21 protein-coding genes are annotated in these 25,326 nt (G+C 70.2%); 9 read left to right on the forward strand and 12 right to left on the reverse strand.

Annotation, left to right across the window (positions count from 1 at the left end; all coding sequences use genetic code 11):
* Positions 1-121: 121 nt before the first annotated feature.
* The 4 genes from CSC66_RS12620 to CSC66_RS12635 all read left to right on the forward strand — a co-directional run bounded on the left by CSC66_RS12620 (position 122) and on the right by CSC66_RS12635 (position 2,771).
* Entirely contained in the window at positions 122-802 is a 681-nt protein-coding gene (locus CSC66_RS12620; RefSeq protein WP_162377751.1) for a YggS family pyridoxal phosphate-dependent enzyme, read from the forward strand.
* 35 nt (positions 803-837) lie between these two features.
* Complete coding sequence (gene proC / locus CSC66_RS12625; RefSeq protein WP_162377752.1) at positions 838-1,677, forward strand: pyrroline-5-carboxylate reductase; 840 nt, start codon at positions 838-840, stop codon at positions 1,675-1,677.
* A complete protein-coding gene (locus CSC66_RS12630; RefSeq protein ID WP_162377753.1) occupies positions 1,674-2,147 on the forward strand; it encodes a DUF4426 domain-containing protein in 474 nt (157 codons plus the stop codon). The genes proC and CSC66_RS12630 overlap by 4 nt, the downstream gene beginning before the upstream one ends.
* A 204-nt stretch (positions 2,148-2,351) precedes the next feature.
* On the forward strand, positions 2,352-2,771 hold the full coding sequence (locus CSC66_RS12635; protein ID WP_162377754.1) for a hypothetical protein: 420 nt from the start codon (positions 2,352-2,354) through the stop codon (positions 2,769-2,771).
* 73 nt (positions 2,772-2,844) lie between these two features.
* Here CSC66_RS12635 and CSC66_RS12640 read toward each other — a convergent pair whose 3' ends face one another.
* The 11 genes from CSC66_RS12640 to CSC66_RS12690 form a co-directional block, all read right to left on the reverse strand.
* A complete protein-coding gene (locus CSC66_RS12640) occupies positions 2,845-3,705 on the reverse strand; it encodes a pirin family protein (protein WP_162377755.1) in 861 nt (286 codons plus the stop codon).
* Positions 3,706-3,822: 117 nt separating this feature from the next.
* Positions 3,823-4,491: a DUF2306 domain-containing protein gene (locus CSC66_RS12645; RefSeq protein WP_162377756.1), complete on the reverse strand. Its 669-nt coding sequence runs from the start codon at positions 4,489-4,491 to the stop codon at positions 3,823-3,825.
* Positions 4,492-4,531: 40 nt separating this feature from the next.
* On the reverse strand, positions 4,532-5,893 hold the full coding sequence (locus CSC66_RS12650; protein WP_162377757.1) for an NAD-dependent succinate-semialdehyde dehydrogenase: 1,362 nt from the start codon (positions 5,891-5,893) through the stop codon (positions 4,532-4,534).
* Between the two features lie 93 nt (positions 5,894-5,986).
* Positions 5,987-6,832, reverse strand: coding sequence for an ABC transporter permease subunit (locus CSC66_RS12655; RefSeq protein WP_162377758.1), 846 nt, complete (start codon positions 6,830-6,832; stop codon positions 5,987-5,989).
* Positions 6,829-7,740 (reverse strand): ABC transporter permease subunit, encoded by a 912-nt coding sequence (locus tag CSC66_RS12660; RefSeq protein WP_162377759.1) that lies wholly within the window; start codon positions 7,738-7,740, stop codon positions 6,829-6,831. Before CSC66_RS12660 ends, CSC66_RS12655 begins: the two co-directional genes overlap by 4 nt.
* Complete coding sequence (locus tag CSC66_RS12665) at positions 7,737-8,873, reverse strand: ABC transporter ATP-binding protein (protein WP_162377760.1); 1,137 nt, start codon at positions 8,871-8,873, stop codon at positions 7,737-7,739. The genes CSC66_RS12660 and CSC66_RS12665 overlap by 4 nt, the downstream gene beginning before the upstream one ends.
* A 67-nt stretch (positions 8,874-8,940) precedes the next feature.
* A complete protein-coding gene (locus tag CSC66_RS12670) occupies positions 8,941-10,083 on the reverse strand; it encodes a polyamine ABC transporter substrate-binding protein (protein WP_162377839.1) in 1,143 nt (380 codons plus the stop codon).
* Positions 10,084-10,299: 216 nt separating this feature from the next.
* Positions 10,300-11,439 (reverse strand): polyamine ABC transporter substrate-binding protein, encoded by a 1,140-nt coding sequence (locus tag CSC66_RS12675; RefSeq protein WP_379655877.1) that lies wholly within the window; start codon positions 11,437-11,439, stop codon positions 10,300-10,302.
* Between the two features lie 87 nt (positions 11,440-11,526).
* Positions 11,527-12,891 carry an aspartate aminotransferase family protein gene (locus CSC66_RS12680; RefSeq protein WP_162377762.1) on the reverse strand — a complete coding sequence of 455 codons (1,365 nt, stop codon included), beginning with the start codon at positions 12,889-12,891 and terminating at the stop codon, positions 11,527-11,529.
* Positions 12,892-12,914: 23 nt separating this feature from the next.
* Positions 12,915-14,303, reverse strand: coding sequence for a glutamine synthetase family protein (locus tag CSC66_RS12685; protein ID WP_162377763.1), 1,389 nt, complete (start codon positions 14,301-14,303; stop codon positions 12,915-12,917).
* The gene (locus tag CSC66_RS12690) at positions 14,300-15,085 is read right to left on the reverse strand and encodes a gamma-glutamyl-gamma-aminobutyrate hydrolase family protein (protein ID WP_162377764.1); all 786 of its coding nucleotides are present in this window, start codon (positions 15,083-15,085) and stop codon (positions 14,300-14,302) included. Before CSC66_RS12690 ends, CSC66_RS12685 begins: the two co-directional genes overlap by 4 nt.
* Positions 15,086-15,273: 188 nt before the next feature.
* On the opposite strand from CSC66_RS12690, the gene CSC66_RS12695 reads away from it, so the two are divergent.
* The 3 genes from CSC66_RS12695 to CSC66_RS12705 all read left to right on the forward strand — a co-directional run bounded on the left by CSC66_RS12695 (position 15,274) and on the right by CSC66_RS12705 (position 18,639).
* Complete coding sequence (locus CSC66_RS12695; RefSeq protein WP_162377765.1) at positions 15,274-16,659, forward strand: glutamine synthetase family protein; 1,386 nt, start codon at positions 15,274-15,276, stop codon at positions 16,657-16,659.
* Between the two features lie 141 nt (positions 16,660-16,800).
* Entirely contained in the window at positions 16,801-18,084 is a 1,284-nt protein-coding gene (locus tag CSC66_RS12700) for an NAD(P)/FAD-dependent oxidoreductase (RefSeq protein WP_162377766.1), read from the forward strand.
* 93 nt (positions 18,085-18,177) lie between these two features.
* On the forward strand, positions 18,178-18,639 hold the full coding sequence (locus tag CSC66_RS12705) for a bacteriohemerythrin (protein ID WP_162377767.1): 462 nt from the start codon (positions 18,178-18,180) through the stop codon (positions 18,637-18,639).
* A 526-nt stretch (positions 18,640-19,165) separates the two neighbouring features.
* Here CSC66_RS12705 and CSC66_RS12710 read toward each other — a convergent pair.
* Positions 19,166-20,428 carry an MFS transporter gene (locus CSC66_RS12710; RefSeq protein WP_202935644.1) on the reverse strand — a complete coding sequence of 421 codons (1,263 nt, stop codon included), beginning with the start codon at positions 20,426-20,428 and terminating at the stop codon, positions 19,166-19,168.
* Positions 20,429-20,744: 316 nt separating this feature from the next.
* Here CSC66_RS12710 and CSC66_RS12715 point away from each other — a divergent pair, with 316 nt between their 5' ends.
* Both CSC66_RS12715 and CSC66_RS12720 read left to right on the forward strand, forming a co-directional pair.
* Positions 20,745-21,944 (forward strand): efflux RND transporter periplasmic adaptor subunit, encoded by a 1,200-nt coding sequence (locus CSC66_RS12715; RefSeq protein ID WP_162377768.1) that lies wholly within the window; start codon positions 20,745-20,747, stop codon positions 21,942-21,944.
* A gap of 88 nt (positions 21,945-22,032) precedes the next feature.
* A complete protein-coding gene (locus CSC66_RS12720) occupies positions 22,033-25,197 on the forward strand; it encodes an efflux RND transporter permease subunit (RefSeq protein ID WP_162377769.1) in 3,165 nt (1,054 codons plus the stop codon).
* The last annotated feature ends 129 nt before the right edge of the window (positions 25,198-25,326 follow it).

The following is a 25,326-nucleotide window of genomic DNA, read 5'->3' on the forward strand; positions in this document are numbered from 1 at the left end:
GCGTGATCCCCCGTGATCCACAGATCAGTCGATAGCCCGAGCGCTCCGCCCGGGCTGGAACGATACATCCCCGCGGGGCAGTATAGCGCTCCCGCCGCTGCCGCCAATGGCCCGCCCGTCCATGCCCGCCGACCGCCTGCGAACCGTGCTGCAGCGCATCCAGAACGCGGCCGACGCGGCGGGGCGGCCAGTCCCGGCCCTGCTCGCGGTGTCCAAGACCCAGCCGGCCGACGCGGTGGCCGCGCTGGCCGCCGCCGGCCAGCAGGCCTTCGGCGAGAACTACGTGCAGGAGGCCGCGGCCAAGCGCGCGGCGCTGGCGGCCGACCACCCGGGCCTGCAGTGGCACCTGATCGGCCACCTGCAGTCGAACAAGGCCGCGCTCGCGGCCGAGGTGTTCGACTGGGTGCAGAGCGTGGACCGCGACAGCGTCATCGCCGCCCTCGCCCGCCACCGGGCGCCGCAACGGCCGCGGCTGAACGTCCTCATCCAGGTGAACGTGGAGGGCGAACCGGGCAAGGGCGGATGCCCACCCGGGGCGATCGCCGGCCTGGCCGAACGCGTCGCCGCCGAGCCGCGCCTGGCGCTGCGCGGACTGATGTCGATCCCGGTGCCGCACGCCGACCTGGAAGCGCGGCGGCCGGCCTTCGCCCGGATCCGCGCCCTGTTCGCCGACCTGGCCGCGCGCCACCCCGGGGTCGATACCCTGTCGATGGGCATGAGCGACGATTTCCCGGTCGCGATCGCCGAAGGCGCGACCATGGTGCGGATCGGCACCGCGCTGTTCGGCCCGCGCCCGCACTGAGCCGCCTTCCTTACCCTCCCGAACCCGGATTTCCGATGACCGCCCCCCTCCCCGCGTCCGACTCCCTGGCCTTCATCGGCGGCGGCAACATGGCACGGAGCCTGATCGGCGGGCTGGCCCGGCGCGGGGGCGATACCCGCACGATCCGCGTCGCCGAGCCGGTCGCCGCGTTGCGCGAGGCGCTGGTCGCGGACTTCGGCGTACAGGCGTTCGAGCGCGGCGAGGATGCGGTGGCCGGTGCCGGCCTGTGGCTGCTGGCGGTGAAGCCGCAGATGATGCGCGCGGCGTGCGAACCGCTGGCCGCGGCCGCGCAGGCGCAGCGCCCCCTGGTCGTATCGATCGCCGCCGGCATTCCGGTGGCGCGCCTGCAGCATTGGCTCGGTGGCGGCCTGCCGGTGGTGCGCTGCATGCCGAACACGCCCGCCCTGCTCGGCGCCGGGGTCACCGGCCTGTACGCGGGCGAAGGCGTCGATGCATCGCAGCGCTCGCGTGCGGACGAGCTGCTGTCCAGCGCCGGTGCGACGGTCTGGATCGACGCCGAACCGCTGATCGATGCGGTGACCGCGGTCTCCGGCAGCGGGCCGGCCTACGTGTTCCTGCTGGCCGAAGCCCTGGAAGCGGCCGCCGTCGCCGAGGGCCTGCCCGCGGCCGATGCGCGCACCCTGGTGGTGCAGACCCTGCTCGGCGCCGGCCGCATGCTTGCCGAGGCCGGCGAGGCGCCTGCCGAACTGCGGCGCCGGGTCACGTCCCCCGGCGGCACCACCCAGGCGGCGATCGAAGCATTCCAGTCCGGCGGCTTCGAGGCGCTGGTGGCCCGGGCGGTGCATGCCGCGCGCGAACGCGGCGCCGCGCTGGCCGCGGCGGGCGACGCATGAGCGGCGGCATGCGGCGCGGCACGCTACTGCCCCTGGTCCTGGCGCTGGGCCTCGCCGGCTGCGGCAACCCCGCGCCCGAACCGGCCCGTTTCGTCCCTCCGCACCCGAGCACGACCGAGCTCGAGGGGCCGCTGCGCGCCCGCTACAACCTGTTGCCGACGCTGGCGCTGGGCGAGGCGGTGGCACGCGAATACGGGGTCGAGCGCGACGCCGGCACCGCGTTGCTGGTGGTGGCGCTGCGACGCCCCACCGCCGACGGCGACGAAACCGGCGCCGTCGGCGAGGTCAGCGCCGAAGTGGTCGACCTGGCCGGCCGGCGCCAGGCCGTGGCCATGCGGCCGGTCGCCACCGGCGAGTACGTCGACCACGTCGGCACGGTCCGGGTCGGCGCGCACGACACGCTGCGCGCGCGCATCGTGGTGGTGGTCGACGGACGCCGGCAGGAGTTCGACTTCCAGCGCAGTTTCTGAGCGCAGGGTTTGCATCCCGCGGCAGCGCTGGGTATTTTCGGACGGGAGGGGCCGTTCCGGCGCCATCGGCGGGCGGCCCAGGGGAGCAAGCAACGTGCGGGCGCGAGGGATCGCGCCGGCCCCGCATCCGTCCGGGCCAGGTGGCCACGCCACCCGCGCGCCATCCGGGGACAAGGGTCCGCTTCGCGGACCGGGGGAAGTGCCATGAACAAGTTCCACCTTCTGGGCCTGCTCGCGATCGCGTGGGCCACACCGCAGGCGTCGGCGCAGGACGCCATCTGCCCGGCCCTGCCCGCCGGCTCCAACCTGCACTGGCAGCAGCAGGCCGGCAACGGCTTCACCGTGTGCCGTGCGCTGGACGGCGAGCGGCAGGTGATCGGGGTCATGCTGACCTCCTCGCCGACGGTCAACCTGCAACGCCGCAACCGCGAGGAAGAAGGTTCCATCGGCGCGTACGAGGTGCACTGGTACCAGCCGGAGATCGCCGTCTCCACCGGCGAACGCAAGCGCGTGACCATCGTCGAACTGGGCGATGACCGCTACGCGCAGGTGTGGGTGGACGCCGCCAACGACGCCGAGCTGCGGCAGTTGCTCTCGCTGGCCGAAGGCATCGCCCTGAACTGATCGCCGCCGGGCCGGACGATCGCCCGGCCCGCGACGCGCGCGACGCACGCCGTTCCGGCGCGTGACATTGCGCTCAGAAGCGGCCTTCCTGGAAATCGACGAAGGCCTGCATCAGCTCCTGCCGGGTGTTCATCACGAACGGCCCGTGCCGCGCGACCGGCTCGCGCAGCGGGATGCCGGCCACCAGGATCAGGCGCGCGCCCTGGCTGCCTGCGCGCAACGCCAGCCTGCTGCCGCCGCCCAGCACGCCCATCGCGTGGGTCTCCAGGGGACGGGCCCCATCGCCGTCGCCCACCGTTGCCGCGCCCTCGAACACATAGGCGAACGCGTTGTGGCCCTCGGGCAGCGCGTACTCCCAGGCCACGCCCGGCTCCAGTGCGATGTCCAGGTACAGCGGGTCGGTGGCCGGCTGCACGATCGGCCCGACCGTGTCGCCCACGCGTCCGGCGATCACCTTCACCTCGACCCCGTCGGCCGGGCGCACCACCGGGATCCGCTCGGGGGCGAATTCCTGGTAGCGCGGATCGGTCATCTTCTCGCGCGCCGGCAGGTTCACCCACAGCTGGAACCCGCGCATGCGGCCCGATTCCTGTTCCGGCATCTCCGAATGCACCAGGCCGCGGCCGGCGGTCATCCACTGCACGCTGCCTGGGGTCAACAGGCCCTCGTTGCCGTGGTTGTCCTTGTGCCGCATGCGCCCGTCGAGCATGTAGGTCACCGTCTCGAAGCCCCGGTGCGGATGGCTCGGGAAACCGGCGATGTAGTCCTCGGCCTTGTCGGTGCCGAACTCGTCCAGCAGCAGGAACGGGTCCAGCTCGGGCAGCGCCGGCCCGCCGATCACGCGGGTCAGCCTGACCCCGGCGCCGTCGGAGGTGGCCTGGCCGCGCACCATGCGGATGACATGGGCAGGGGCGGATTCGATCGAAGCGCTCATGGGACGTTCTCCATTTCCGGTAGCACGCAAGATGATGCCTGCGGTGCCGCAACGGAATCGCGGGCGGCGTAACCGTCTGTTCCATGGCCGTGGTCGCGGCGACTCCGCGGCGCGCGCTCAGGCAGGCGGGCGCGACCGTTCCTGCCGCCAGTACGCCGGCACCGCGCTGGCCGCCAGCAGCTCGCGCGCGCGCCGCGAGCGCAGGAAGGCCTGCGCCAGCAGCAGGTTGGGCACCCAGCACAGCCAGGCGATGGCCGGATAGGCCACGGTGAACGGGATGCCGGCGAACTGGCTGGCCGGAAGGTAGAAGCGCAGCGTGACCGCCGCCAGGGTCAATGCATAGCTGCGCACCATCCAGTCGCGGTGCGCGGCCAGCCGCCGGCGGCGGATCGCGAGTACCGCCAGCGCGGTGGACGCCAGCCAGCACGCCCCCAGCAGCGCGAACCCGGCGGCCGCCACGCGGCCGGTCGAGGCGTGCGGGGCCAGCACCAGCGCGGCCATGCCGCCGGCCGCCACGGCCAGCACGTAGAGCCGGCCCAGCCACCGGTGCAGCGCGAGCCAGCGGTTGCGCAGGTGCGTATGCAGCTGCAATGCGCCGGCGACCAGCGCCGTGCCGCCGCCGATGAAATGCCCCCAGCTCGCCAGCGGCCGCTGCGCGAACATCTCGCGCACCAGCGGGTGTCTCCATCCGGGCACCAACGCCATGGCGAACGCGTAGCCCGCCACCAGCAGCGCCAGCACCGCCATCGCGTACCAGCCGAACCGGCTCCAGAGGCTGCCGCCCATCGCCTGCTCCCCTTGGCCGTCCCGCCAGCCTGCGGCCGGCTCAGGCCACGTAGACCGACTTGATGTTCATGAACTCGTGGATGCCGTGCCCGGCCAGCTCGCGGCCGAATCCCGAACGCTTGGTCCCGCCGAACGGCAGCCGCACGTCGCTGCGCACGATCGCGTTGACGAACGCCGCACCGACCTGCAGCTGGCGTGCCACGCGCTCGCCGCGCGCCGGATCGCCGGTCCACACGCTCCCGCCCAGGCCGAAGGTGGTGTCGTTGGCCACGCGCACCGCCTCGTCCTCGTCCTTGACCCGCAGGATGCTGGCCACCGGGCCGAACAGCTCCTCCTCGTAGGCCGGCATGCCGGGCACGACCGCATCGAGGATCGAAGCCGGATAGCCGGCGTGCGAGGCGTCCGGTTCGCAACCCAGCAGCGGCTTTGCGCCGCGCGCGATGCTCTCGCGCACCTGCTTGTGCAGCTCGTCGCGCAGGTCCTGCCGTGCCATCGGCGCCAGGGTGGCCGAGTCGCCGTTGGGTTCGCCCAGTCGCAGCGCGCCCGCCGCCTCGACGAAGCGTCGAGTGAAGTCGTCGGCGATCGCCTCGACCACGATGAAGCGCTTGGCCGCGATGCAGGTCTGCCCGGCATTGCCGAAGCGCGAGGCGACCGCACCGGCGACGGCCTTGTCCAGGTCCGCGTCGTCGAGGACGACGAAGGCGTCGCTGCCGCCCAGTTCCATCACGCACTTCTTCAGCTGCTGGCCGGCGTTGCCGGCGACCGAGCGGCCGGCGCGTTCGCTGCCGGTGAGCGTCACCGCGGCCACGCGCGGGTCGCGGATGACCGCGGCGGCCTGCTCGTTGTCGATGTGCAGCACGCCGAACACCCCGGCCGGCACGCCCGCCTCGTCCAGTACGCCCGCGATCAGGTCGGCGCAGCGCGGTACGTTGCTGGCGTGCTTGAGCACCGCGACATTCCCGGCCATCAGCGCCGGCGCCAGGAAGCGGAACACCTGCCAGAACGGGAAGTTCCAGGGCATCACCGCCAGCACGCAGCCCAGCGGCTCGTAGCGGACGTAGCTGGCGCGGCCCTCGGTGGCGATCGCCTGGTCGGCCAGGTAGCCGGCCGCATGGCCGGCGTAGTAGTCGCAGGCATCGGCGCACTTGTCGACCTCGGCCAGCGCCTCCTTGCGCAGCTTGCCCATCTCGGCGGTGATGGTCCGCTGCACGTCTTCGCGGCGCCGGCGCAGGGCCGCGCCCACCGCGCGCAGCACCTCGCCGCGCGACTCCAGGCTGCGCTGCGACCAGCCCGGGAACGCCGCCCGCGCCGCGGCCAGCACGGCCTCGACCTGCGCCGGCGTCATCAGTTCATGGCGGTACTCGACCTGCCCGGTCGCGGGGTTGATCGTCTCGACAGTCATCGCTTTCCTCGCCTGCACCGCAGGTTGCAGTCTGGCCGCCGCCGCGTTAGTGCGCCGTGGCGACGCACCGCGATCGCCGCAGCCATGCCCGTATCAGCCGTTCTCCTGCAGGGCCAGCTGCATGTCGCGCTGGCGGCGCTGCTCGTCGCGGAACATCAGCCACCAGCCGATCACCGCGGCGACGGAGACGGCCATGATCATCAACGTGGCCAGCGCGTTGATCTTCGGGCTCACGCCCAGGCGCACCGACGAGAACACCTTGATCGGCAGCGTGGTCGAATCGGGCCCCGCGACGAAACTGGCGATGACCACGTCGTCCAGCGACAGGGTGAAGGCCAGCAGCCAGCCGCTGACCAGCGCCGGGGCGATGATCGGCAGGGTGATCAGGAAGAACACCTTGAGCCGGTTGGCGCCCAGGTCCATGGCCGCTTCCTCCAGCGACTTGTCCAGCTCCTGCAGGCGCGAGGACACCACCACGGTGACGAAGGACACGGTCAGGGTCACGTGCGCGATCCAGATCGCGACCATGCCCTTGGACGGGATCCCCAGCGCGGCCCCGGCCGAGACCAGCATCAGCAGGATCGACAGGCCGATGATCACCTCGGGCATCACCAGCGGCGCGGTGATCAGCGCGCCGAACACGGTCTTGCCCGGGAATCGGCGGAAGCGGGTCATCACCATCGCCCCGAGCGTGCCGATGGCCGTGGCCGCCGTCGCCGTCCAGAAGGCGATCCGCAGGCTGACCCAGGCCGCCTCCAGGATCTGCCGGTCGCGCAGCAGCTCGCCGTACCACTTGGTCGAGAAGCCCGCCCAGACCGTGGCCAGGCGCGAGGAATTGAACGAGTACACGATCAGCAGCAGGATCGGCAGGTACAGGAAGACGTAGCCGAGCGCCAGCACCGTCCAGCGCAGGATCCGTTGGCCCAGGGTCGGGTTCATGTCAGCCGCCCCTCCATTTCCTTCTGCTGGAACCGGTTGAACACCAGGATCGGCACCAGCAGGATCAGCAGCATCACGATCGCCACCGCCGAGGCGGCCGGCCAGTCGCGGTTGTTGAAGAACTCGCCCCACAGCACCCGGCCGATCATCAGCGTATCCGGGCCGCCGAGCATCTCCGGGATCACGAACTCGCCCACCGCCGGGATCATCACCAGCATGCAGCCGGCCACGATCCCCGCCCGCGACAGCGGCAGGGTGATGCGCAGGAAGGCCTGCCAGGGCTTGGCGCCCAGGTCGTAGGCGGCTTCCAGTAGGCGCAGGTCGAGCTTGACCAGGTTGGCGTACAGCGGCAGCACCATGAACGGCAGGTAGCAGTAGACGATGCCGATGTAGGCGGCCAGCGGCGTGTAGAGGATCCGCAGCGGCGCGTCGATCACGCCCAGGCCCATCAACGCGCGATTGAGGATGCCGTTGGCGTCGAGGATGCCTACCCAGGCGTAGACCCGCAGCAGGAACGAGATCCACGACGGCAGCACCACCGCCATCAGCGCGATGTTGCGCGTGGACGGCTTCATCCGGGCGATGAAGTACGCCATCGGGTAGCCGATCAGCAGGCACAGCAGGGTCGAGACCGCGGCGATCTTGATCGAGCTCAGGTAGGCCAGCACGTACTGCGAGTCGGTGAACAGGGCCACGTAATTGCCCAGGTTCAGGCGCACGGTCAGGGCCTTGTCGACGTACTCCAGGATCGGCGTGTACGGCGGCATGGCGATGGCCAGCCGCGAGAACGAGATCTTCAGCACGATCAGGAACGGGATCGCGAAGAACAGCAACAGCCACAGGAACGGCACGGCGATCACCGCCCAGCGGCCACCCGGCACGAAGCGCTTGAGGGCGCGTGCGTTCATGAGGTCAGCACCACGCCGTCGTTGTCGCCCCACCACAGCCAGACCGGGTCGCCCCAGGTCATCCCCTCGCTCTCCCAGCGCTTCTCGTTGGCGAAGTTCACCAGCATCTTGATCCCGCTGGGCAGCCGCACGTGGTAGACCGAATGGCTGCCGAAGTAGGCGATGTCCTCGATCGTGCCGCGTGCCTTGTTGTGCGGCTGCGCCGGCTCCGCCTTGGCGATGTCCAGTTTCTCCGGGCGGACCGCGAACGACACCGCCTGCCCCGGGAAGCCGGTGATGCCGTGGCCGATGTGGATCGGCGCCTCGAACGCCGGCGTCTTCAGGGTGACGTAGTCGGGTTCGTCCTCGTCGATGGTCGCATCGACCAGGTTGACCGAGCCGATGAATTCGGCGGCGAAGCGGTTGGCCGGCTGCTCGTAGATCTCGTCCGGGGTGCCGACCTGCTGGATCCAGCCCTGGTCCATCAGGGCGATGCGGGTGGCCATGGTCATCGCCTCCTCCTGGTCATGGGTGACCATCACGCAGGTCACCCCGGAGGTTTCGATGATGTTGACCAGCTCCAGCTGCATGCGCGAGCGCAGCTTCTTGTCCAGCGCGCCCATCGGCTCGTCCAGCAGCAGCAGCTTCGGCCCCTTGGCCAGCGAGCGGGCCAGGGCCACACGCTGCTGCTGGCCGCCGGAGAGCTGGTGCGGCTTGCGCTTGGCCAGCTTGCCCAGCTGTACCATCTCCAGCATCTCGCCCACGCGCTTGCGGATCGCGTCCTTGGCCATCCCGTCCTGCTTGAGGCCGAAGGCGATGTTCTGCTCCACGGTCATGTGCGGGAACAGCGCGTAGGACTGGAACATCATGTTGATCGGGCGCTCGTACGGCGGCAGGTCGTTCATGACCTCGCCGTCGAGCACGATCCTCCCCTTGGTCGGGCGCTCGAAGCCGGCCAGGCAGCGCAGCAGGGTCGACTTGCCGCTGCCCGAGCCGCCCAGCAGGGCGAAGATCTCGCCCTTGCGGATGTCCAGGCTCACGTCGTCGACGGCGACGAAGCCGTCGAATTCCTTGCGCACGCCCTCGATCCGCAGGTAGCGCTCGGCGCCGGCCTCGGCCGGGGATCCGTTCGCGCGTTCGTTGCTCGCCGCCATGGCCGCTCCAGGTGGGGGATGGGCGGGCCGCCGCTGGCGGCGATCCGCGCCCGGGTTGCCGTGCAGCCTAGCGGCCGGTCTTCAGCTCGGTCCAGAGCCGGGTGTACAGGCGGTCCACTTCCGGCGGGATGATCGCCAGCGTGAACAGCTTGGCGGCCGTCTCCGGCGGCGGGTAGATGGTCGGGTCGTTCTTGATCGCCTCGTCCACCATGGGCAGCGACGCCGGCACCGGATTGGGGTAGCTGACGTAGTTGCTGTTGGCCGCGGCCACCTCCGGGCGCAACAGGTAGTCGATGAAGGCGTAGGCGTTGTCCAGGTTCTTCGCGTCCTTGGGGATGGCGAGCATGTCCACGAAGATCGGCGCGCCCTCCTTGGGGATGGAGAAGGCGACATTGACGCCGTTGCCCGCCTCCACCGCGCGGTCGCGCGCCTGCAGCACGTCGCCGGACCAGCCCACCACCAGGCAGGCGCTGCCGTTGGCCAACGCATCGATGTACTGGCTGGAATGGAAGGTCTGGATGTAGGGACGGATCGTCTTGAGCAGGTCGGCGCCCTTCTGGATCACCGCCGGATCGGTGCTGTTGGGATCCTCGCCCAGGTAGTTCAGCGCGATCGGCACCAGTTCGGACGGCGTGTCCAGCAGCATCACCCCGCAGTCCTTGAGCTTGGCGATGTTCTCCGGCTTGAACACCAGGTCCCAGCTGCCGGCGACCTCGGTGCCGCCGAACGCGGCGGTGACCTTGTCCACGTTGTAGCCGATGCCGGTGGTGCCCCACAGGTAGGGGATCCCGTAGCGGTTGCCCGGGTCCTGGAGCGCCAGCCGCTCCATCAGCTCCGGGTCGAGCCCGCCATAGTTCTTCAGGCGCTCCTTCTCCAGCGGCTGGAACACGCCGGCCTGGATCTGCCGGCCGAGGAATTGCAGCGAGGGCACCACGACGTCGAAGCCGGACGCACCGGCCAGCAGCTTGGCCTCCAGCACCTCGTTGCTGTCGAACACCCCGTAGTTGACCTTGACCCCGCGCTCGCGCTCGAAGTTGGGGATGGTGTCCTCGGCGATGTAATCGGACCAGTTGTAGACATTCAGCGTGCCGGCATCGGCCGGCGCCTCGGCCGTGCCCGTCGCCTCGCCCGCCGGCGCCGTGTCCTGCCTGCCGCAGCCGGCCAGCGCGGCCGCCGCCAGGCCCGCCACCAGCCAGGCCCTTGCCGCCATCCAACCGTTCAGTTGCCACCTGCTCATCGTCGCTTCCCCCATCTGGACCCCGCAGGGCCTGTCGGTTGTCAACGACGCCGCCTCGCGGCCGGCGTCCCCGGGTTCCCCTCCCTTCGACCTCCTACCGCATGCCACCTGGTTGTTGCGATGCCCGCCGGACGTCCGTGCCCGGCACGGGTTGCCGGCCGCCGCGGCGACCGGCTTCCTGCCCCGCGCTCAACGGCCGGTCTTGATCTCCGTCCACAGCCGCGTGTAGAGCTTGTCGGTCTCCGGCGAGTTGATCGCGTAGGTGAACAGCTTGGCCTTCACCGCGTCCGGCGGGTAGATCGTCGGATCGTTGCGGATGGCCTCGTCCACCAGCGGCGTGGCCGAAGCGACCGGATTGGCGTACTGGATGTAGTTGGTGTTGTTGGCGGCCACCTGCGGCTCGAGCAGGTAGTTGATGAACGCGTAGGCGTTCTCCGGATGCTTCGCGTCGGCGGGAATGGCCAGCATGTCGAACCACTGCGGCGCACCTTCGACCGGGATCGAGAAGCCGACGTTGACGCCGTTGCCCGCTTCCTCGGCGCGGTCGCGCGCCTGGATGATGTCGCCCGACCAGCCCACCACCAGGCAGGTGGTGCCGTTGGCCAGCGAGCTGACGTACTGGCTGGAGTGGAAGTTCTGCACGTACGGGCGGATGCCCTTGATCAGGTCGGCGGCCTTCTGGATCACCGCCGGGTCGGCGCTGTGCGGATCCTCGCCCAGGTAGTGCAGCGCGATCGGGATCATGTCCGAAGGCGTGTCGAGCAGGGTCACCCCGCAGTCCTTGAGCTTGCTGATCTTGGCCGGGTCGAACACCAGGCTCCAGCTGTTGGTGACGTCGGTGCTGCCGAACGCGGCGGTGACCTTGTCGACGTTGAAACCGATCCCGGTGGTGCCGGACATGTACGGCACCCCGTACTGGTTGCCCGGGTCCTGCGCGGCGATCAGCTGCATCACCGCCGGGTCGAGGTTGGCCAGGTTCGGGATCTTGCTCTTGTCCAGCGGCTTGAACACGCCGGCCTGGATCTGGCGGCCGAAGAAGTTCAGGGTCGGCACCACCACGTCGTAGCCGCTGGAGCCGGCCAGCAGCTTGGTCTCCAGCACCTCGTCGCTGTCGTAGACGTCGTAGGTGACCCGGATGCCGGACTGCTGCTCGAAGTTGGGGATGGTGTCCTCGGCGATGTAGTCCGAGTAGTTGTAGACATTGAGCACCTTCTCCTCGCCGGCCGCGGCCGTGCCGGTCGAGGCGGCGTCCTGCTTGCCGCCGCACGCGGCCAGCACGGCGGCGGCAAGGCCGGCGACCAGCAGGCGCGCGGCCGGAAGGAGCGTCACGGACGGGCGCGGGGCGGGCGTTCGCAGCTTCATGGGGGTGCTCCTGGTCACGGTTTGCGGGAAGCCGGCAGCGTAGCGCCGCCATGCTCATTTGCCCAGCGCGGCGGCGGTTTCGTCCAGTGCCTTCCACGCCTTGTCGAACAGCTCGTCCACCTGGCCGCGGGTGATCACCAGCGGCGGCGACAGCAGCATCGAATCGTAGGTGGCACGCAGGATCAGGCCGTGGCGCAGGGCGATGTCGCGGCACAGGCCGCCGACCTTGCCGCGCTCCTCGAAGAACGCCCGCCGGCCCTTGTCCGGTACCAGCTCCAGCGCACCCATCAGCCCGGCGATGCGGGCCTGGCCGACGAGGCGGTGTTCGCCCAGCTCGGCCCAGCGCCCGGCCAGGTATGGGGCCACGTCGTCGCGCACGTGCTCGACGATGCGTTCCTCCTGCAGGATGCGCAGGTTCTCCAGCGCCACCGCCGCGCACACCGGGTGGCCCGAGTAGGTCGCCCCGTGCGCCAGCTCGCCGCCGCTGTCCTTGAGCACGCCGGCGACGCGGTCGTTGAACATGGCCGCGCCCAGCGGGATGTAGCCGGAGGTGATTCCCTTGGCCACCGGCATGATGTCCGGCTGGAAGCCGAAGTACTGCGAGCCGAACCATTCGCCGGTGCGGCCGAAGCCGCAGATGACCTCGTCGGCGATGAGCAGCACGTCGTACTTGCGGCAGATCCGCTCGATCTCCGGCCAGTAGGTCATCGGCGGGATGTAGACGCCGATCGCGCCCATGATCGGTTCGCCGATGAAGGCGGCCACCCGCTCCGGGCCCAGTTCCAGGATTTTCTCTTCCAGCCGGCGCGCGGCGACCAGGCCGTACTCGTCCTCCGGCAGGTCGCCGCCGTCGGCGAACCAGAATGGTGGTTCGATGTGGTGGATGTCGGGGATCGGCAACCCGCCCTGCCCGTGCATGCCCTTCATCCCGCCCAGGCTGGCGCCGCCCATGGTGGTGCCGTGGTAGCCGTTGTGGCGGCCGATGAAGATGTTCTTGCGCGGCTGGTCCTGCACCGCCCAGAAATGGCGGACCAGGCGCAGGATGGTGTCGTTGGCCTCCGAGCCGGAGTTCATGAAGAACGCGTGGTTGATGTCGCCCGGCGCCAGCTCGGCCAGCTTGGCGGCCAGGCGGATGGTCGGCTCGGTGGTGCACTGGAAGAAGCTGTTGTAGTACGCCAGTTGCGTCATCTGCCGCGCCGCCGCCGCGCCCAGCTCCGGCCGGCCGTAGCCGATGTTCACGCACCACAGCCCGGCGAAGGCATCGAGCAGCTTGTTGCCCTCGGCGTCCCAGACGTAGCAGCCCTCGCCGCGGGTGAGCACCCGGGTCCCCTTCTTCGCCAGCGCCGCGTTGTCGTTGAACGGGTGCAGGTGGTGCGCGGCGTCGAGGCGTTGCAGTTCGCGCAGGTCCGTGGCTTGCATGGAAGGTCCGTCGGGTGGCGGGGTCATACGTTGAGCAGCAGGAACTCGCGTTCCCACGAGCTGATCACGCGGAAGAAGGTCTCGTACTCCTTGCGCTTGACCGAGATGTAGGCGCGCACGAAGCGCGGGCCGAGCAGCGCCTGCAGCTCGGCGCAGCCCTCCAGCCCGTCCAGCGCCTGGTTGAGCGAACGCGGCAGGGCGAAACCGGCATCCTGGGCGCTGTGGTCCATCGCCGGCATCGGCTGCAGCCGGTCGCGGATCCCGAGCAGGCCGCAGGCCAGGGTCCCGGCCATCGCCAGGTAGGGGTTGGCGTCGGAGCCGGCGAAGCGGCTCTCCACCCGGGTGTTTTCCGGCGTGTCCAGCGGCACGCGCAGGCCGCAGGTGCGGTTGTCGTAGCCCCAATGCACGTTGATCGGGGCCACCTGGCCCAGCGCCAGGCGCCGGTACGAATTGACGTTCGGCGCGAAGAACGCCATCGCCATCGGCACGTACTTCTGCAGCCCGCCCAGGTAATGCATGAACGTGGGGCTGTGCTCGCCCGCCTTGCGGCCGGCGAACACGTTCTGCCCGCGCTTCACGTCCACCAGGCTCTGGTGGATGTGCATCGCGCTGCCCGGCTCGTTCTCCATCGGCTTGGCCAGGAAGGTGGCGTAGACGCCGTGGCGCAGCGCCGCCTCGCGCATGGTGCGCTTGAACAGGAACACCTGGTCGGCGCGCGAGAGTGCGTCGGAATGGGTGAAGTTGACCTCCAGCTGGGCGGCGCCGGACTCGTGGATCAGCGTATCCACGTCCAGCTCCATCGCCTCGCAGTAGTCGTACATCAGGTCCAGGATCGGATCGAACTCGTTGACCGCGTCGATCGAATACGACTGCCGCGCCGTCTCCGGGCGGCCGTTGCGGCCGGCCGGCGGCAGCAGCGGGAAATCCGGATCGGTGTTCTTCTGTACCAGGAAGAACTCCAGCTCCGGCGCCACCACCGGCTGCAGCCCGAGTTCGTCGTAGGCGGCCAGCACCCGGCGCAGCACGTTGCGCGGAGCCAGCTCGTGCGGCTGGCCGTCCTTGGTCTGGCAGTCGTGGATGACCTGCGCGGTCGGGTCGGTGGCCCAGGGCACCATCCGCACCGTGTCCGGGTCCGGGCGCAGCAGCATGTCCGAGTCCGACGGCGAGGTCAGCTCGTAGTAATCGTCCGGGTAGTCGCCGGTGACGGTGGTGGCGAAGATGCCCTCGGGCAGGCGCGTGCCGTAGTCGTGGCTGAACTTGTCGGCCGGGATGATCTTGCCGCGCGCATTGCCGGTGATGTCCGGCACCAGGCATTCGACCTCGGTGATCCGCCGCTCCTTCAGCCAGCGCCGCAGCGAGCTCTCCTGCTGGGCGGTACTGGGCGGCTTGCGGCGGGACGGGCGGGTGCTCATGCGGGTTCCGTGAGGCTGTTGCGGGCACTGGCCGCGCGCCGCGCGGCATAGGCGCGGCAGGCATCGCCGAAGGCGCGGAAGATGCCGAGGTAGAACGGGTTGGTGGTGACCTGCCATTCCGGATGCCACTGCACGCCGAGCAGGAAGCCGCCGCCGTCGCGCCGGAACGCCTCGATCGCCCCGTCCGGCGCGATCGCCTCCACGACCAGGCCTTCGCCCAGGCGGGCCACGCCTTGCCCGTGCAGCGAGTTGACCTGCGCATGGGTGCCGCCGGCGATGGTGGCCAGCAGGCCGCCTTCGGCCAGGCGGATGGCATGCGACGGTGCGTACTGCACGTCCAGCGGGTCGTCGGGGTTCTCGCGGTGGTCGTTGAAGCCGGTGGCCTCGTGCAGCTTCTGGAACAGGCTGCCGCCGAAGGCGACGTTGACCTCCTGGAAGCCGCGGCAGATCGCCAGCACCGGCAGGCCCAATGCGACCGCGCGCGGGACCAGGCCCAGGGTGGTGGCATCGCGGGCCGGGTCGTGCAGGTTGCCCGCGTAGCTGGGCTCGTCGCCGTAGTGGTGCGGCTCGATGTTGCTGACCGCGCCGGTCAGCAGCAGGCCATCCAGGCGGGCGAGCCACTCGTCGGCGGCCAGCGGTGGCTGCAGCGCCGGCAGCAGCACCGGGGTGGCCCCGGCCCCGTCGACCACCGCCCGCACGTACTTCTCGCCGACGGCGAGGAACGGGTGCAGGCCGATCTGTTTGCGGTCGGTGGGCAGGCCGACCAGGGGCGGCAGGGCCATGCGCGGAAGGGTCCGGTGGCGTTCGGCCAAATTACCCCGGCCGTTTTATTTTTACAACACGAGGCCTGCCCCAAGGCCCCATGCCCCGCTTTGGTGCACATATCGACCCCTGCTGGCGCCTCTTCCGTTGAGTATTCTTGACGATGCCTGCCCTGCTACTCTCCTCCGGCACCCGCCGAGGCCCGCCCATGAACCACCCATCCGCGCCGTCGGCGCTGCCGCCCGAGGACCTGGCCACCGTGCACGCCCTGGCCGGCCCGGAGGATGCGCACGTGGACCTGCTGCTGCCCGACTGCAATGGCGTGCTGCGCGGCAAGCGGGTGTCAGCCGGGTCGCTGGAGAAGGTCTACGCCGAGGGCGTCTGCCTGCCGATGTCGCTGGTGGCCGCCGACATCACCGGCAACACCGTCGAGGAAACGGGGCTGGGCTACGACATCGGCGACGAGGACCGGATCTGCCGGCCGATCCCCGGCAGCCTGCGGCCGGTGCCGTGGTCGCCGCGACCGGCGCTGCAACTGCTGCTGGCGATGGAGGACGGCGCCGGCGGCTGGTTCGATGCGCACCCGCGCCGCGTGCTCGAACGCGTGGTCGACCGTTACCGCGAGCTCGGCCTGGTGCCCGTCGTGGCGGTGGAGCTGGAGTTCTACCTGTTCGACCGCCTCGCCGATTCCGATGGCCGCCCGCAGCCCACGCTCAACGCCAGCGACGGAGCGCGCAACGCCAGCACCCAGGTCTATTCGATCGACGACCTGGACGAGAACGCCGGTTTCATCGACGCGGTCGCCCGCGCCTGCCGCGCGCAGCGGATCCCGGCCGACACCGCGGTGGCCGAGTACGCCCCGGGCCAGTTCGAGATCAACCTCAAGCACCGCGCCGACGCGGTCGCCGCCTGCGACGACGCCGTCCTGCTCAAGCGCGTGATCAAGGCGATCGCCCAGCAGCAGGGCGCGCTGGCCAGCTTCATGGCCAAGCCGCTGGCCGGCCAGGCCGGCAGTGGACTGCACCTGCACGTGAGCCTGCTCGACACGCAGGGACGCAACCTGTTCGCCGGCACCCCGCAGGCCCCGGCCGATGCCCTGCGCCACGCGGTCGGCGGGCTGCAGGCCAGCGCGCGCGACAACCTGCTGCTGTTCGCCCCGCACGCCAACAGCTACCGCCGCTTCGTCGCCAACGCCTTCGTCCCGCTCAACGACAGCTGGGGCTTCAACAACCGCACCGTGGCCATGCGCATTCCGCACAGCGACCCGGCCAACACCCGCATCGAGCACCGCATCGCCGGTGCCGACGCCAATCCCTACCTGGTCGCCGCCGCGGTGCTGGCCGGCATGCTCGACGGGATCGAACGGCGGCTCGATCCCGGCGCGCCGGTCACCGGCAATGCCTACGAGCAGTTCCCGCTGCAGATCCCGCACTGGCGCCAGGCGATCGACGACTTCCTCGGCAGCGCGTTCGCCGCGCGCTGGTACGGCGAGTCGTTCCGGCACATCTATGGCGAGCAGAAGCGCAAGGAGATGCTCGACTTCCACGCGCAGGTACCGGACCTGGACTATGCCTGGTACCTGCGCACGGTCTGAGCGCGGCCATGCCCGCAGGCGCCCCGTAGAGCGGGGCTTGCCCCGCTGCTTCGTCGGGATACGCGCGCAGGCAGCGGGGCAAGCCCCGCTCTACGGTGGGAGTGCAGCAGCCGGACCCGAGGCGCCGTGCGGAAGGCCGGCATGAGCGAAGCCGCCTATCCGCCCAGCTGGTACGCCGCCAGCGCCATGCCGCTGCCGCAACAGCCGGCGCTGGAAGGCGCGCTGGAGGATGCCGACGTCTGCATCCTCGGCGCCGGCTACACGGGCCTGTCGGCGGCGCTGGACCTGGCCGAGGCCGGCTACCGGGTGGTGGTGCTGGAGGCGCAACGCATCGGCTGGGGCGCCTCCGGGCGCAACGGCGGCCAGGCCATCGTCGGCTACGGCTGCGAGCAGTCCCGGCTGGAAGGCCTGCTCGGCCAGGAGGCGGCGCGGGTACTGTTCGACCTCTCGCGGGAAGGCATGGACCTGCTGCGTGCGCGCATCGCCCGCCACGGCATCCCGTGCGACTGGCGCGATGGCCACGCGCACGTGCCGATCAAGCCGCGCCAGGCGCACGAGCTGCGCGCCGGCATCGTCGAGATGGCGCAGAAGTACGACTACCCGCTGCAATGGTGGGACCGGCGCCGCCTGCGCGACGAGCTGGAGAGCGACCGCTACCTGGGCGCGGTGTACGACCCCGCCAGCGGCCACCTGCATCCGCTCGAGTACGCCTTCGGCCTGGCGCGCGCCGCGCTGGGCGCGGGCGTGCGGATCTTCGAGCGGTCGCCGGTGGTGGAGCTGGTTCGCGGCAACCGGCCGCGCCTGCGCACCCCGCATGGGCACGTGGCCGCCGATTTCGCGGTCATCGCCGGCAATGCCTGGCTGCGCGGCGTGGCCCCCGAGCTCGAATCGCGCGTCATGCCAGTGGGCACCTACATCGCCGCGACCGCGCCGATGGGCGAAGATCGTGCGCGGGCGCTGATCGCCAACGACATGGCCGTGGCCGACGTGAACTGGGCGCTGGACTACTTCAGGCTCAGCCGCGACCACCGGCTCCTGTTCGGCGGCCGCGCCAGCTACTCGAGCTATCCGCCGCCGAACCTGCGCGGGGTGATGCGCCGGCGCATCCGCGCGGTGTTCCCGCAGCTGGACGACCTGCCCATCGAGTACCTGTGGGGCGGCTACGTGGACATCTCCCTCAACCGCGCCCCGCACTGGGGCCGGCTGGCGCCGAACGTCTACTTCGCCCAGGGCTTTTGCGGCCACGGAGTGGCCAGCACCGGCCTGGCCGGCCGGCTCATCGCCGAGGCGATCGGCGGGCAGTCGCAGCGCCTGGACCTGTTCGCGAAGATCCCCCACGCGCCCTTCCCCGGCGGCCGCGCCCTGCGCACCCCGCTGCTGGTGCTGGCGATGGCCTGGTACCGGATGCGCGACGCGCTCTGGTGAGCGGTAACGCGCACGCCGTAGGTTGATCACGATCAAGGCCGCGCCGGCAGCGCATCCCTACGCTGTGCGCACCCCCGCATCCACGGCACGCGCATGGCCCTGCTGACCTGGCAAGACGACCTCAACACCGGCATCGAAGTGATCGACGACCAGCATCGCCGGATCGTGTCGATGATCAACCAGCTGCACCAGGCCCAGGCCCGCGGCGTGGCGCTGGTGGTGGCCGACGTGATCGACGAGCTGGTCGACTACACCCTGTCCCACTTCGCCTTCGAGGAAGAGTTGATGGAGGAGGCCGGCTACCCGTTCTGCGCCGCGCACCGACGGGTGCACGAGGTGTTCACCAAGCGGGTCAGCGAGTACCGCCTGCGCTTCCAGGCCGGCGAGGACGTGGTCGACGAACTCAAGAGCATGCTCTCGCGCTGGCTGTTCAACCACATCCGCAACGACGACCGCGCCTACTCCGAGCAGGTACGCCGGCACCTGGACCGCTTCGCCCGCGAGCACGAGCAGGGCGGTTGGCTGGCGCGCACGGTGAAGCGGCTGTTCCATTGAGGGCGGAACAATTCAGGTGGTTCCTCCGTTTTCGGGACGCGCTGGCCTCGTAACTTGAGGCTCTGTTCGCGCCGCCTCCGGTGGCGTGGGCGCAGTTGGTTCCAGGAGCGTTCTTCGCGTCGGCTCCGGAAGGGGCCCCCGGACGACTCGACAGGTGGAAGACACCCATGGCTCCACGGCTCCACGGCTCCACGGCGGCTGCACGGCATCGCACTTGCCCTGCTCTTGCGATCGAAGCCACGACCCTGACGACCACGAAGGTCGCCGCACCCTAGGCCTATGTCCCAAGTGGCACATGGATGTGCCACGGCCCTTCGTAAAGACAGGACGTCGTCCCGAAGGGTGGGACATAGGCCTAGGGTGCGGCGGCCCCGTCCGAAGCCGACGCTTCGACAGGACACGGCGACCCCATCCGGGACCGACGCTTGAAAGGGCATGCTGGCCCGCCCGGATCCCGGGTTTCAACCGAAGACGGCGGGAGCGCGAAGACTCCGGCGCCCCTGCCTGAAGCCACGACGTGCGACGCTCACTCCGCCGGGCGCGCGCGGACCAGCAAGAGCGCCAGCAGGGTCAATGCCGCCATCGCGCTCAGGTAGGCGCCGACGGCGGCGATGCCATGGCTGCCGGCCAGGCGCGTGGCGATGTAGGGCGCCGGCGATGCGCCGAGGATGCCGGCCAGGTTGAAGGCCAGCGACGCGCCGGTGTAGCGCACCGGCGTCGGGAACATCTCGGCCAGGATCGTTCCGCAGGGCCCGTAGGTCAGTCCCATCAGCCCCAGCCCCACGCACAGGAACAGCAGCACCTGCGCCGGATGGCCGGCGGCGAACAGCGGCTCGAACAGCAGGCCGAAAGCAATGATCCCCAGCGTGGCCAGGAGCATCGCCCGGCGCCGGCCGCTGCGGTCGGCGTAGATGGCCGACAGCGGGATGGTCGCGGCGAAGCACAGCACGCCGGCCATCTGCAGCAGCAGGAACTCCTGCCGCCCGTAGCCCAGCTGCGAGGTACCCCAGCTCAGCGCGAACACGGTCATCAGGTAGAACAGGACGAAGGTGGCCATCAGCGACAGGGTGCCGACCGCCAGCGTGCCGGCATGCCTGGTCAGCACGGTGGCCATCGGCAGGCGCTCGCGCTCGTCGCGCTCGACCGCCTTCTGGAACGCCGGCGTCTCGGTGATCCGCAGCCGCACCCACAACCCGACCAGGACCAGCGCGGCGCTGGCGACGAACGGGATGCGCCAGCCCCAGGCCATGAACTGCCCCTCGTCGAGGACCTGGGCCAGCAGCAGGAAGATGCCGGTCGAACACAGGAAGCCCAGCGGCGCCCCCAGCTGCGGGAACATCCCGTACCAGGCGCGCTTGCCCGGCGGCGCATTCTCGGTCGCCAGCAGCACCGCCCCGCCCCACTCCCCGCCCAGGCCCAGGCCCTGGCCGAACCGGCACAGCGCCAGCAGCGCCGGCGCCCAAACGCCGATCTGTGCATAGGTCGGCAGCAGGCCGATCAGTACAGTGGAGATGCCCATGGTCAGCAGCGCCGCCACCAGGGTCGCCTTGCGCCCGACCCGGTCGCCGTAGTGGCCGAACAGCGCCGACCCCAGCGGCCGGGCGAAGAACGCCAGGGCGAAGGTCGCCAGCGACTGCAGGGTGGCCGCGGCCGGTTCGGCCGCCGGGAAGAACAGGTGCGGGAACACCAGCACCGCCGCGGTGGCGTAGATGTAGAAATCGAAGAACTCGATCGTCGTACCGATGAGGCTGGCAAACAGGATGCGGCGTGGCGAAGCAGGGGCAGTCATCGGGAAGGGGCGCGACCGGAGGGAGGACGGGCCGATTCTGGCAGAGTCGCCGGTGCGGCAAGCGGCCGGCGGCTTCCCGGACGGCCCGCGTCGCCGCCACGGTGCAGTCCACGGATCCGGCACCCGCGCAAGCGTTGCCCTGCGGCCGCTTGACCGGCAGAATCCGCCTCGCCCCCCGTCGCATCGCGGCCGCAGCCGGCACCGCCCGCCCCCAGCCGCACGCAGAAGCATCCAACGCAGCGCCCTCTACGGGCCCGCGACGCCGCGTGCGTCGCCGCGGCCTGCCCCCCGCTTGAACGAGCAGAACGGAATCGCCATGGCCTTACGCACCTCCTCCTCCAAGCCCGCGCGCCAGCCTTCCTTCGCGCGCCGCATGATCCTGATGCTGAGCGGCGTGGCCGTGATCTTCGGCGGCGTGTTCGCCGTCAAGGCGATCATGGGCAAGGCGACCAACGACTTCTTCGACAACATGCCGCAGCCGCCGGTGGAGGTCAGCACCTTCGAGGCGCGCAGCGAGCGCTGGAGCGGCACCGCCGAGGCGGTGGGCACCCTGGTGGCCGACAACGGCACCGACGTGACCACCGAGGCCGGTGGCGTGGTCCAGCAGATCGCCTTCGAGTCCGGCCAGGCCGTGCGCAAGGGCGACCTGCTGGTGCAGCTGAACACCGCCAACGAGCAGGCCCAGCTCAAGGCCCTGGACACCGCCGCCCGCCTGGCGATCACCCAGCGCGACCGCTGGCGCGAGCTGGGCGACCAGAAGCTGGTCTCGCGCTCGGAGGTGGACGAGCGCATCGCCGACGCCGCCACCACCCAGGCGCAGGCCGACGCGCAGCGGGCGCTGATCGCGCAGAAGACGATCCGCGCGCCGTTCGACGGCGTCCTGGGCATCCGCCAGGTGAACCTGGGCCAGTACATCAACCCCGGCGATCCGATCGTCGGCCTGCTGGCCCTGGACCCGATCCACGTCGACTTCACCCTGCCGGAGCAGCGCATGAACGAGGTCGCCATCGGTGCACCGGTGCGGCTGGAGGTGGACGCGCATCCGGGCCAGGCGTTCGAGGCCAAGGTCACCGCGGTCGAGCCGTCGGTCGACGCGAACACGCGCAACTTCAAGGTCCGCGCCACCCTGGCCAACCCGGCCGGCGTGCTGCGCCCTGGCACCTTCGGCCGGATCGGGTTCGACCTCGGCCAGTCCAGGGAGCTGGTGGTCGTGCCGCAGACCGCGGTGAGCTTCAATCCGTACGGCAATTCGGTGTACGTGGTGGTCGAGGCACCGAAGCAGGCTGGCGCCGAACCGGCGCCGGAAGGCATGCCGCAGGCCACCCACGTGGTCAAGCAGCGCTTCGTCACCACCGGCCCGACCCGCGGCGACCTGGTCGGCATCACCGACGGCCTCAAGCCTGGCGAGGTGGTGGTGACCAGCGGCCTGCTGCGCCTGCGCAACGATGCCGGCGTGACCATCAACAACAAGGTGCAGCCGGCGGCGCAGGCCAAGCCCGAGCCGGAAAACCGCTGACCGACCGCGACGCCCGCCGCGCGCGATGCGCGGGCGGGCGCCCTTCCCTTTCCGGCCGGCTCCCGACGTGGAGCGGCGGAGGACCCGGATGAAATTCACCGACATCTTCATCAACAAGCCGGTGCTGGCGATGGTCGTCAGCCTGTTCATCCTGCTGCTCGGGCTGCGCTCGTTCAACGAACTGAACGTCCGCCAGTACCCGGAGCTGCAGAACGCGGTGGTCACCGTCAGCACCGCCTACTACGGCGCCGACGCGGACCTGATGCAGGGCTTCGTCACCACCCCGCTGGAACGCGAGGTGGCCTCGGCCGAAGGCATCGACTACCTGACCTCGACCAGCGCGGCCGGCATCTCCACCATCCAGGCCTACATCCGCCTGGACTACGACGCCAACGAGGCGCTCACCCAGATCGCGGCCAAGGTCAACAAGCTGCGCAGCCAGCTGCCGGCCGAATCCGAGGACCCGGTGATCGACCTGCAGCAGGGCCAGCAGATCGCGGCGATGTACGTGTCCTTCGCCAGCGACCAGCTCGACAACAACCAGATCACCGACTACCTGATGCGCGCGGTCGAGCCGCGCATCGCCACCATCCCGGGCGTGCAGCGCGCCGACATCCTCGGCGCCGGCACCTTCGCCATGCGCGTGTGGCTCAAGCCGGACCGGATGGCCGCGCTGGGCGTGACCGCCAGCGACGTGCACGCCGCCCTGCAGGCCAACAACGTCCTGTCCGCGCTGGGCTCCACCAAGGGCCAGATGGTGGCGGTCGACCTGACCGCGCGCACCGACCTGCGCAACGCCGAGGAGTTCCGCCAGCTGATCGTGCGCGAGCAGGACGGCGCGATCGTGCGCCTGGGCGAGATCGCCGACGTCGAGCTGGGTTCGGAGAACTACGGCACCTCGGTGCGCATCAACGGCGACGCGGCCACCTTCATGGGCATCTTCGTCTCGCCCGACGCCAACTCGCTGGAAGTGATCGAGGAGGTGCGCAAGGTCTGGGACAACGAGATCGTGCCGCAGCTGCCGGAGGGCATCGTCGCCACCATCCCCTACGACAGCACCGAGTCGATCCAGGACGCGATCAACGAGGTGGTCAAGACGATCGTCGAGGCGGTGGTGATCGTGATCGTGGTGATCTTCCTGTTCCTGGGCTCGCTGCGCAGCGTGGTCATCCCGGCGGTCACCGTGCCGCTGTCGCTGGTCGGCGCGCTGTTCCTGATGCTGCTCATGGGCTTCACCATCAACCTGCTGACCCTGCTGGCGATGGTGCTGGCGATCGGCATTGTCGTCGACGACGCGATCATCGTGCTGGAGAACATCCACCGCCACATCGAGGAGGGCATGAGCCCGCACGACGCCTCGATCAAGGGCGCGCGCGAGCTGGCCTGGCCGGTGGTGGCGATGACCACCACGCTGGTGGCGGTCTACCTTCCGATCGGCTTCCAGGGCGGCCTGACCGGCGTGCTGTTCACCGAGTTCGCCTTCACCCTGGCCGGCTCGGTGCTGCTGTCGGGCATCATCGCCCTGACCCTGTCGCCGATGATGTGCGCCAAGCTGCTCAAGCCGCACAGCGCGCATGGCAAGACCCGGCTGGAGTCCTGGCTGGACGCACGCTTCGACTGGCTGCGCAACGGCTACGAGCGGCGCCTGCACAGCGCGCTGGAAACCCGCGGCGTGATCGCGGTGTTCGGCGCGCTGGTACTGGTGTCGTGCGTGTTCCTGTACATGACCGCGCCCAAGGAGCCTGCGCCGCTGGAGGACGAAGGCTTCATCTTCGCCGTCGGCAGCGCCGACGCGTACACCACCCTGGACTACGTGGAGCGCTACACCGGGGAGCTGGAAGCGGCGGTCAAGGAGATCCCGGAGGTCAACGACTTCTTCCTGTTCAACGGCGGCTTCGGCGGCGGCGGCGGCGCCAGCAACAGCGCCATGGGCGGCTTCGTGCTCAAGCCCTGGAGCGAGCGCGACCGCTCCACCAACCAGGTCCTGCAGCAGGCGCTGCAGCCCAAGCTGTCCTCGATCACCGGCCTGAACACCTTCGCCCTGGTCCCGCCTTCGCTGCCCAGCGCCGGCGGCGACGGCGGCGGCGGCGAGTTCCTGGTGCTGGGTATTGGATCCCTGGAACAGCTCAACGAGCTGTCCGACGCGATCGTGCAGAAGGCCATGGAGAGCCGCCGCTTCATCTTCCTGGACAAGGACCTGAAGATCGACAAGCCGCGGATCGAGGTGCAGATCGACCGCGAGAAGGCGGCCCTGCTCGGGATCGACATGCGCACCCTGGCCGCGGACATGGCGGCGATGCTGTCGGGCGGCTACGTCAACCGCTTCGCGATGGAGAACCGGTCCTACCGGGTGATCCCGCAGGTGCAGCGCAGCGACCGCCTCAATGCCGCGCAGCTGGAGAACTACTACACCCGCACCCGCGACGGCGAGCTGGTGCCGCTGTCGACCCTGGTGACGCTGAAGGAAACTGCGCAGCCGCAGACGCTCAAGCGCTTCCAGCAGCTCAACGCGGTGGGCATCATGTTCGCCCCGCGCCCGGGCGTCTCCAAGGGCGAGGCGCTTCGGGTGCTCGAGGAAGCCGCGGCCGAGGTCCTGCCGCAGGGCTACAGCGTCGACTACGCCGGCGAGTCGCGCCAGTTCAAGCAGGAAGGCGCGGCGATGCTGGTCACCCTGGCGTTCGCCCTGATCGCGATCTTCCTGGTGCTGGCCGCGCAGTTCGAAAGCTTCCGCGACGCGCTGATCATGCTGATCACCGTGCCGATGGCGATCTCCGGCGCGCTGCTGGTGCTCAACGCGCTGGCGCTGGTGGCCGGGGTGCTGCAGTTCACCGGTGTCGAGGCGTTCCCCGGGATGAGCATCAACATCTACACCCAGGTCGGCCTGGTGACCCTGATCGGCGTGATCGCCAAGCACGGCATCCTGATCGTGGAGTTCGCCAACAAGCTGCAGCAGCAGGGCCTGTCCAGGCGCGAGGCGATCGAGCAGGCCTCCGGCATCCGCCTGCGGCCGGTGCTGATGACCACCGCCGCGCTGGTGTTCGCGATGATCCCGCTGCTGATCGCCAATGGCCCGGGCGCGGCCGCGCGCTTCTCGATGGGCATGGTGATCGCCGCGGGCATGACCATCGGCACCGCGTTCACCCTGTTCGTGCTGCCGGCGGTCTACCTGTACCTGGCACGCGACCGCAGCCTCGACCGTGACGCCGCGGCCGAGGTCGAGCCGGGCCACGAACCGGAGCCGCTGGCCGGTTGAACCGGCCTTCCACGGCGGCCGGGCTGCCGGCTGCCTGCGTTGCCCGGCACTTCGATGCCGGGCAACGAGGCATCGGCGCATGGCGTCGGATGCGCGTGCGCATCGCCGCCGACCCGGCATGGGCACCCG

This window comes from Pseudoxanthomonas kaohsiungensis (genome assembly GCF_010211765.1).
Classification (GTDB): Bacteria; Pseudomonadota; Gammaproteobacteria; order Xanthomonadales; family Xanthomonadaceae; genus Pseudoxanthomonas; species Pseudoxanthomonas kaohsiungensis.

Bases quoted from the DNA above. Each gene is read 5' to 3' on its own strand.
- CSC66_RS12705 (WP_162377767.1), top strand. From the start codon at position 18,178: ATGGCCCTGCTGACCTGGCAAGACGACCTCAACACCGGCATCGAAGTG.
- CSC66_RS12660 (WP_162377759.1), bottom strand. From the start codon at position 7,740: ATGAACGCACGCGCCCTCAAGCGCTTCGTGCCGGGTGGCCGCTGGGCG.
- CSC66_RS12710 (WP_202935644.1), bottom strand. From the start codon at position 20,428: ATGACTGCCCCTGCTTCGCCACGCCGCATCCTGTTTGCCAGCCTCATC.
- CSC66_RS12620 (WP_162377751.1), top strand. From the start codon at position 122: ATGCCCGCCGACCGCCTGCGAACCGTGCTGCAGCGCATCCAGAACGCG.
- CSC66_RS12655 (WP_162377758.1), bottom strand. From the start codon at position 6,832: ATGAACCCGACCCTGGGCCAACGGATCCTGCGCTGGACGGTGCTGGCG.
- CSC66_RS12665 (WP_162377760.1), bottom strand. From the start codon at position 8,873: ATGGCGGCGAGCAACGAACGCGCGAACGGATCCCCGGCCGAGGCCGGC.
- CSC66_RS12720 (WP_162377769.1), top strand. From the start codon at position 22,033: ATGAAATTCACCGACATCTTCATCAACAAGCCGGTGCTGGCGATGGTC.
- proC (WP_162377752.1), top strand. From the start codon at position 838: ATGACCGCCCCCCTCCCCGCGTCCGACTCCCTGGCCTTCATCGGCGGC.
- CSC66_RS12715 (WP_162377768.1), top strand. From the start codon at position 20,745: ATGGCCTTACGCACCTCCTCCTCCAAGCCCGCGCGCCAGCCTTCCTTC.
- CSC66_RS12645 (WP_162377756.1), bottom strand. From the start codon at position 4,491: ATGGGCGGCAGCCTCTGGAGCCGGTTCGGCTGGTACGCGATGGCGGTG.
- CSC66_RS12690 (WP_162377764.1), bottom strand. From the start codon at position 15,085: ATGGCCCTGCCGCCCCTGGTCGGCCTGCCCACCGACCGCAAACAGATC.
- CSC66_RS12685 (WP_162377763.1), bottom strand. From the start codon at position 14,303: ATGAGCACCCGCCCGTCCCGCCGCAAGCCGCCCAGTACCGCCCAGCAG.
- CSC66_RS12635 (WP_162377754.1), top strand. From the start codon at position 2,352: ATGAACAAGTTCCACCTTCTGGGCCTGCTCGCGATCGCGTGGGCCACA.
- CSC66_RS12695 (WP_162377765.1), top strand. From the start codon at position 15,274: ATGAACCACCCATCCGCGCCGTCGGCGCTGCCGCCCGAGGACCTGGCC.
- CSC66_RS12630 (WP_162377753.1), top strand. From the start codon at position 1,674: ATGAGCGGCGGCATGCGGCGCGGCACGCTACTGCCCCTGGTCCTGGCG.
- CSC66_RS12680 (WP_162377762.1), bottom strand. From the start codon at position 12,891: ATGCAAGCCACGGACCTGCGCGAACTGCAACGCCTCGACGCCGCGCAC.
- CSC66_RS12650 (WP_162377757.1), bottom strand. From the start codon at position 5,893: ATGACTGTCGAGACGATCAACCCCGCGACCGGGCAGGTCGAGTACCGC.
- CSC66_RS12700 (WP_162377766.1), top strand. From the start codon at position 16,801: ATGAGCGAAGCCGCCTATCCGCCCAGCTGGTACGCCGCCAGCGCCATG.
- CSC66_RS12640 (WP_162377755.1), bottom strand. From the start codon at position 3,705: ATGAGCGCTTCGATCGAATCCGCCCCTGCCCATGTCATCCGCATGGTG.
- CSC66_RS12670 (WP_162377839.1), bottom strand. From the start codon at position 10,083: ATGGCGGCAAGGGCCTGGCTGGTGGCGGGCCTGGCGGCGGCCGCGCTG.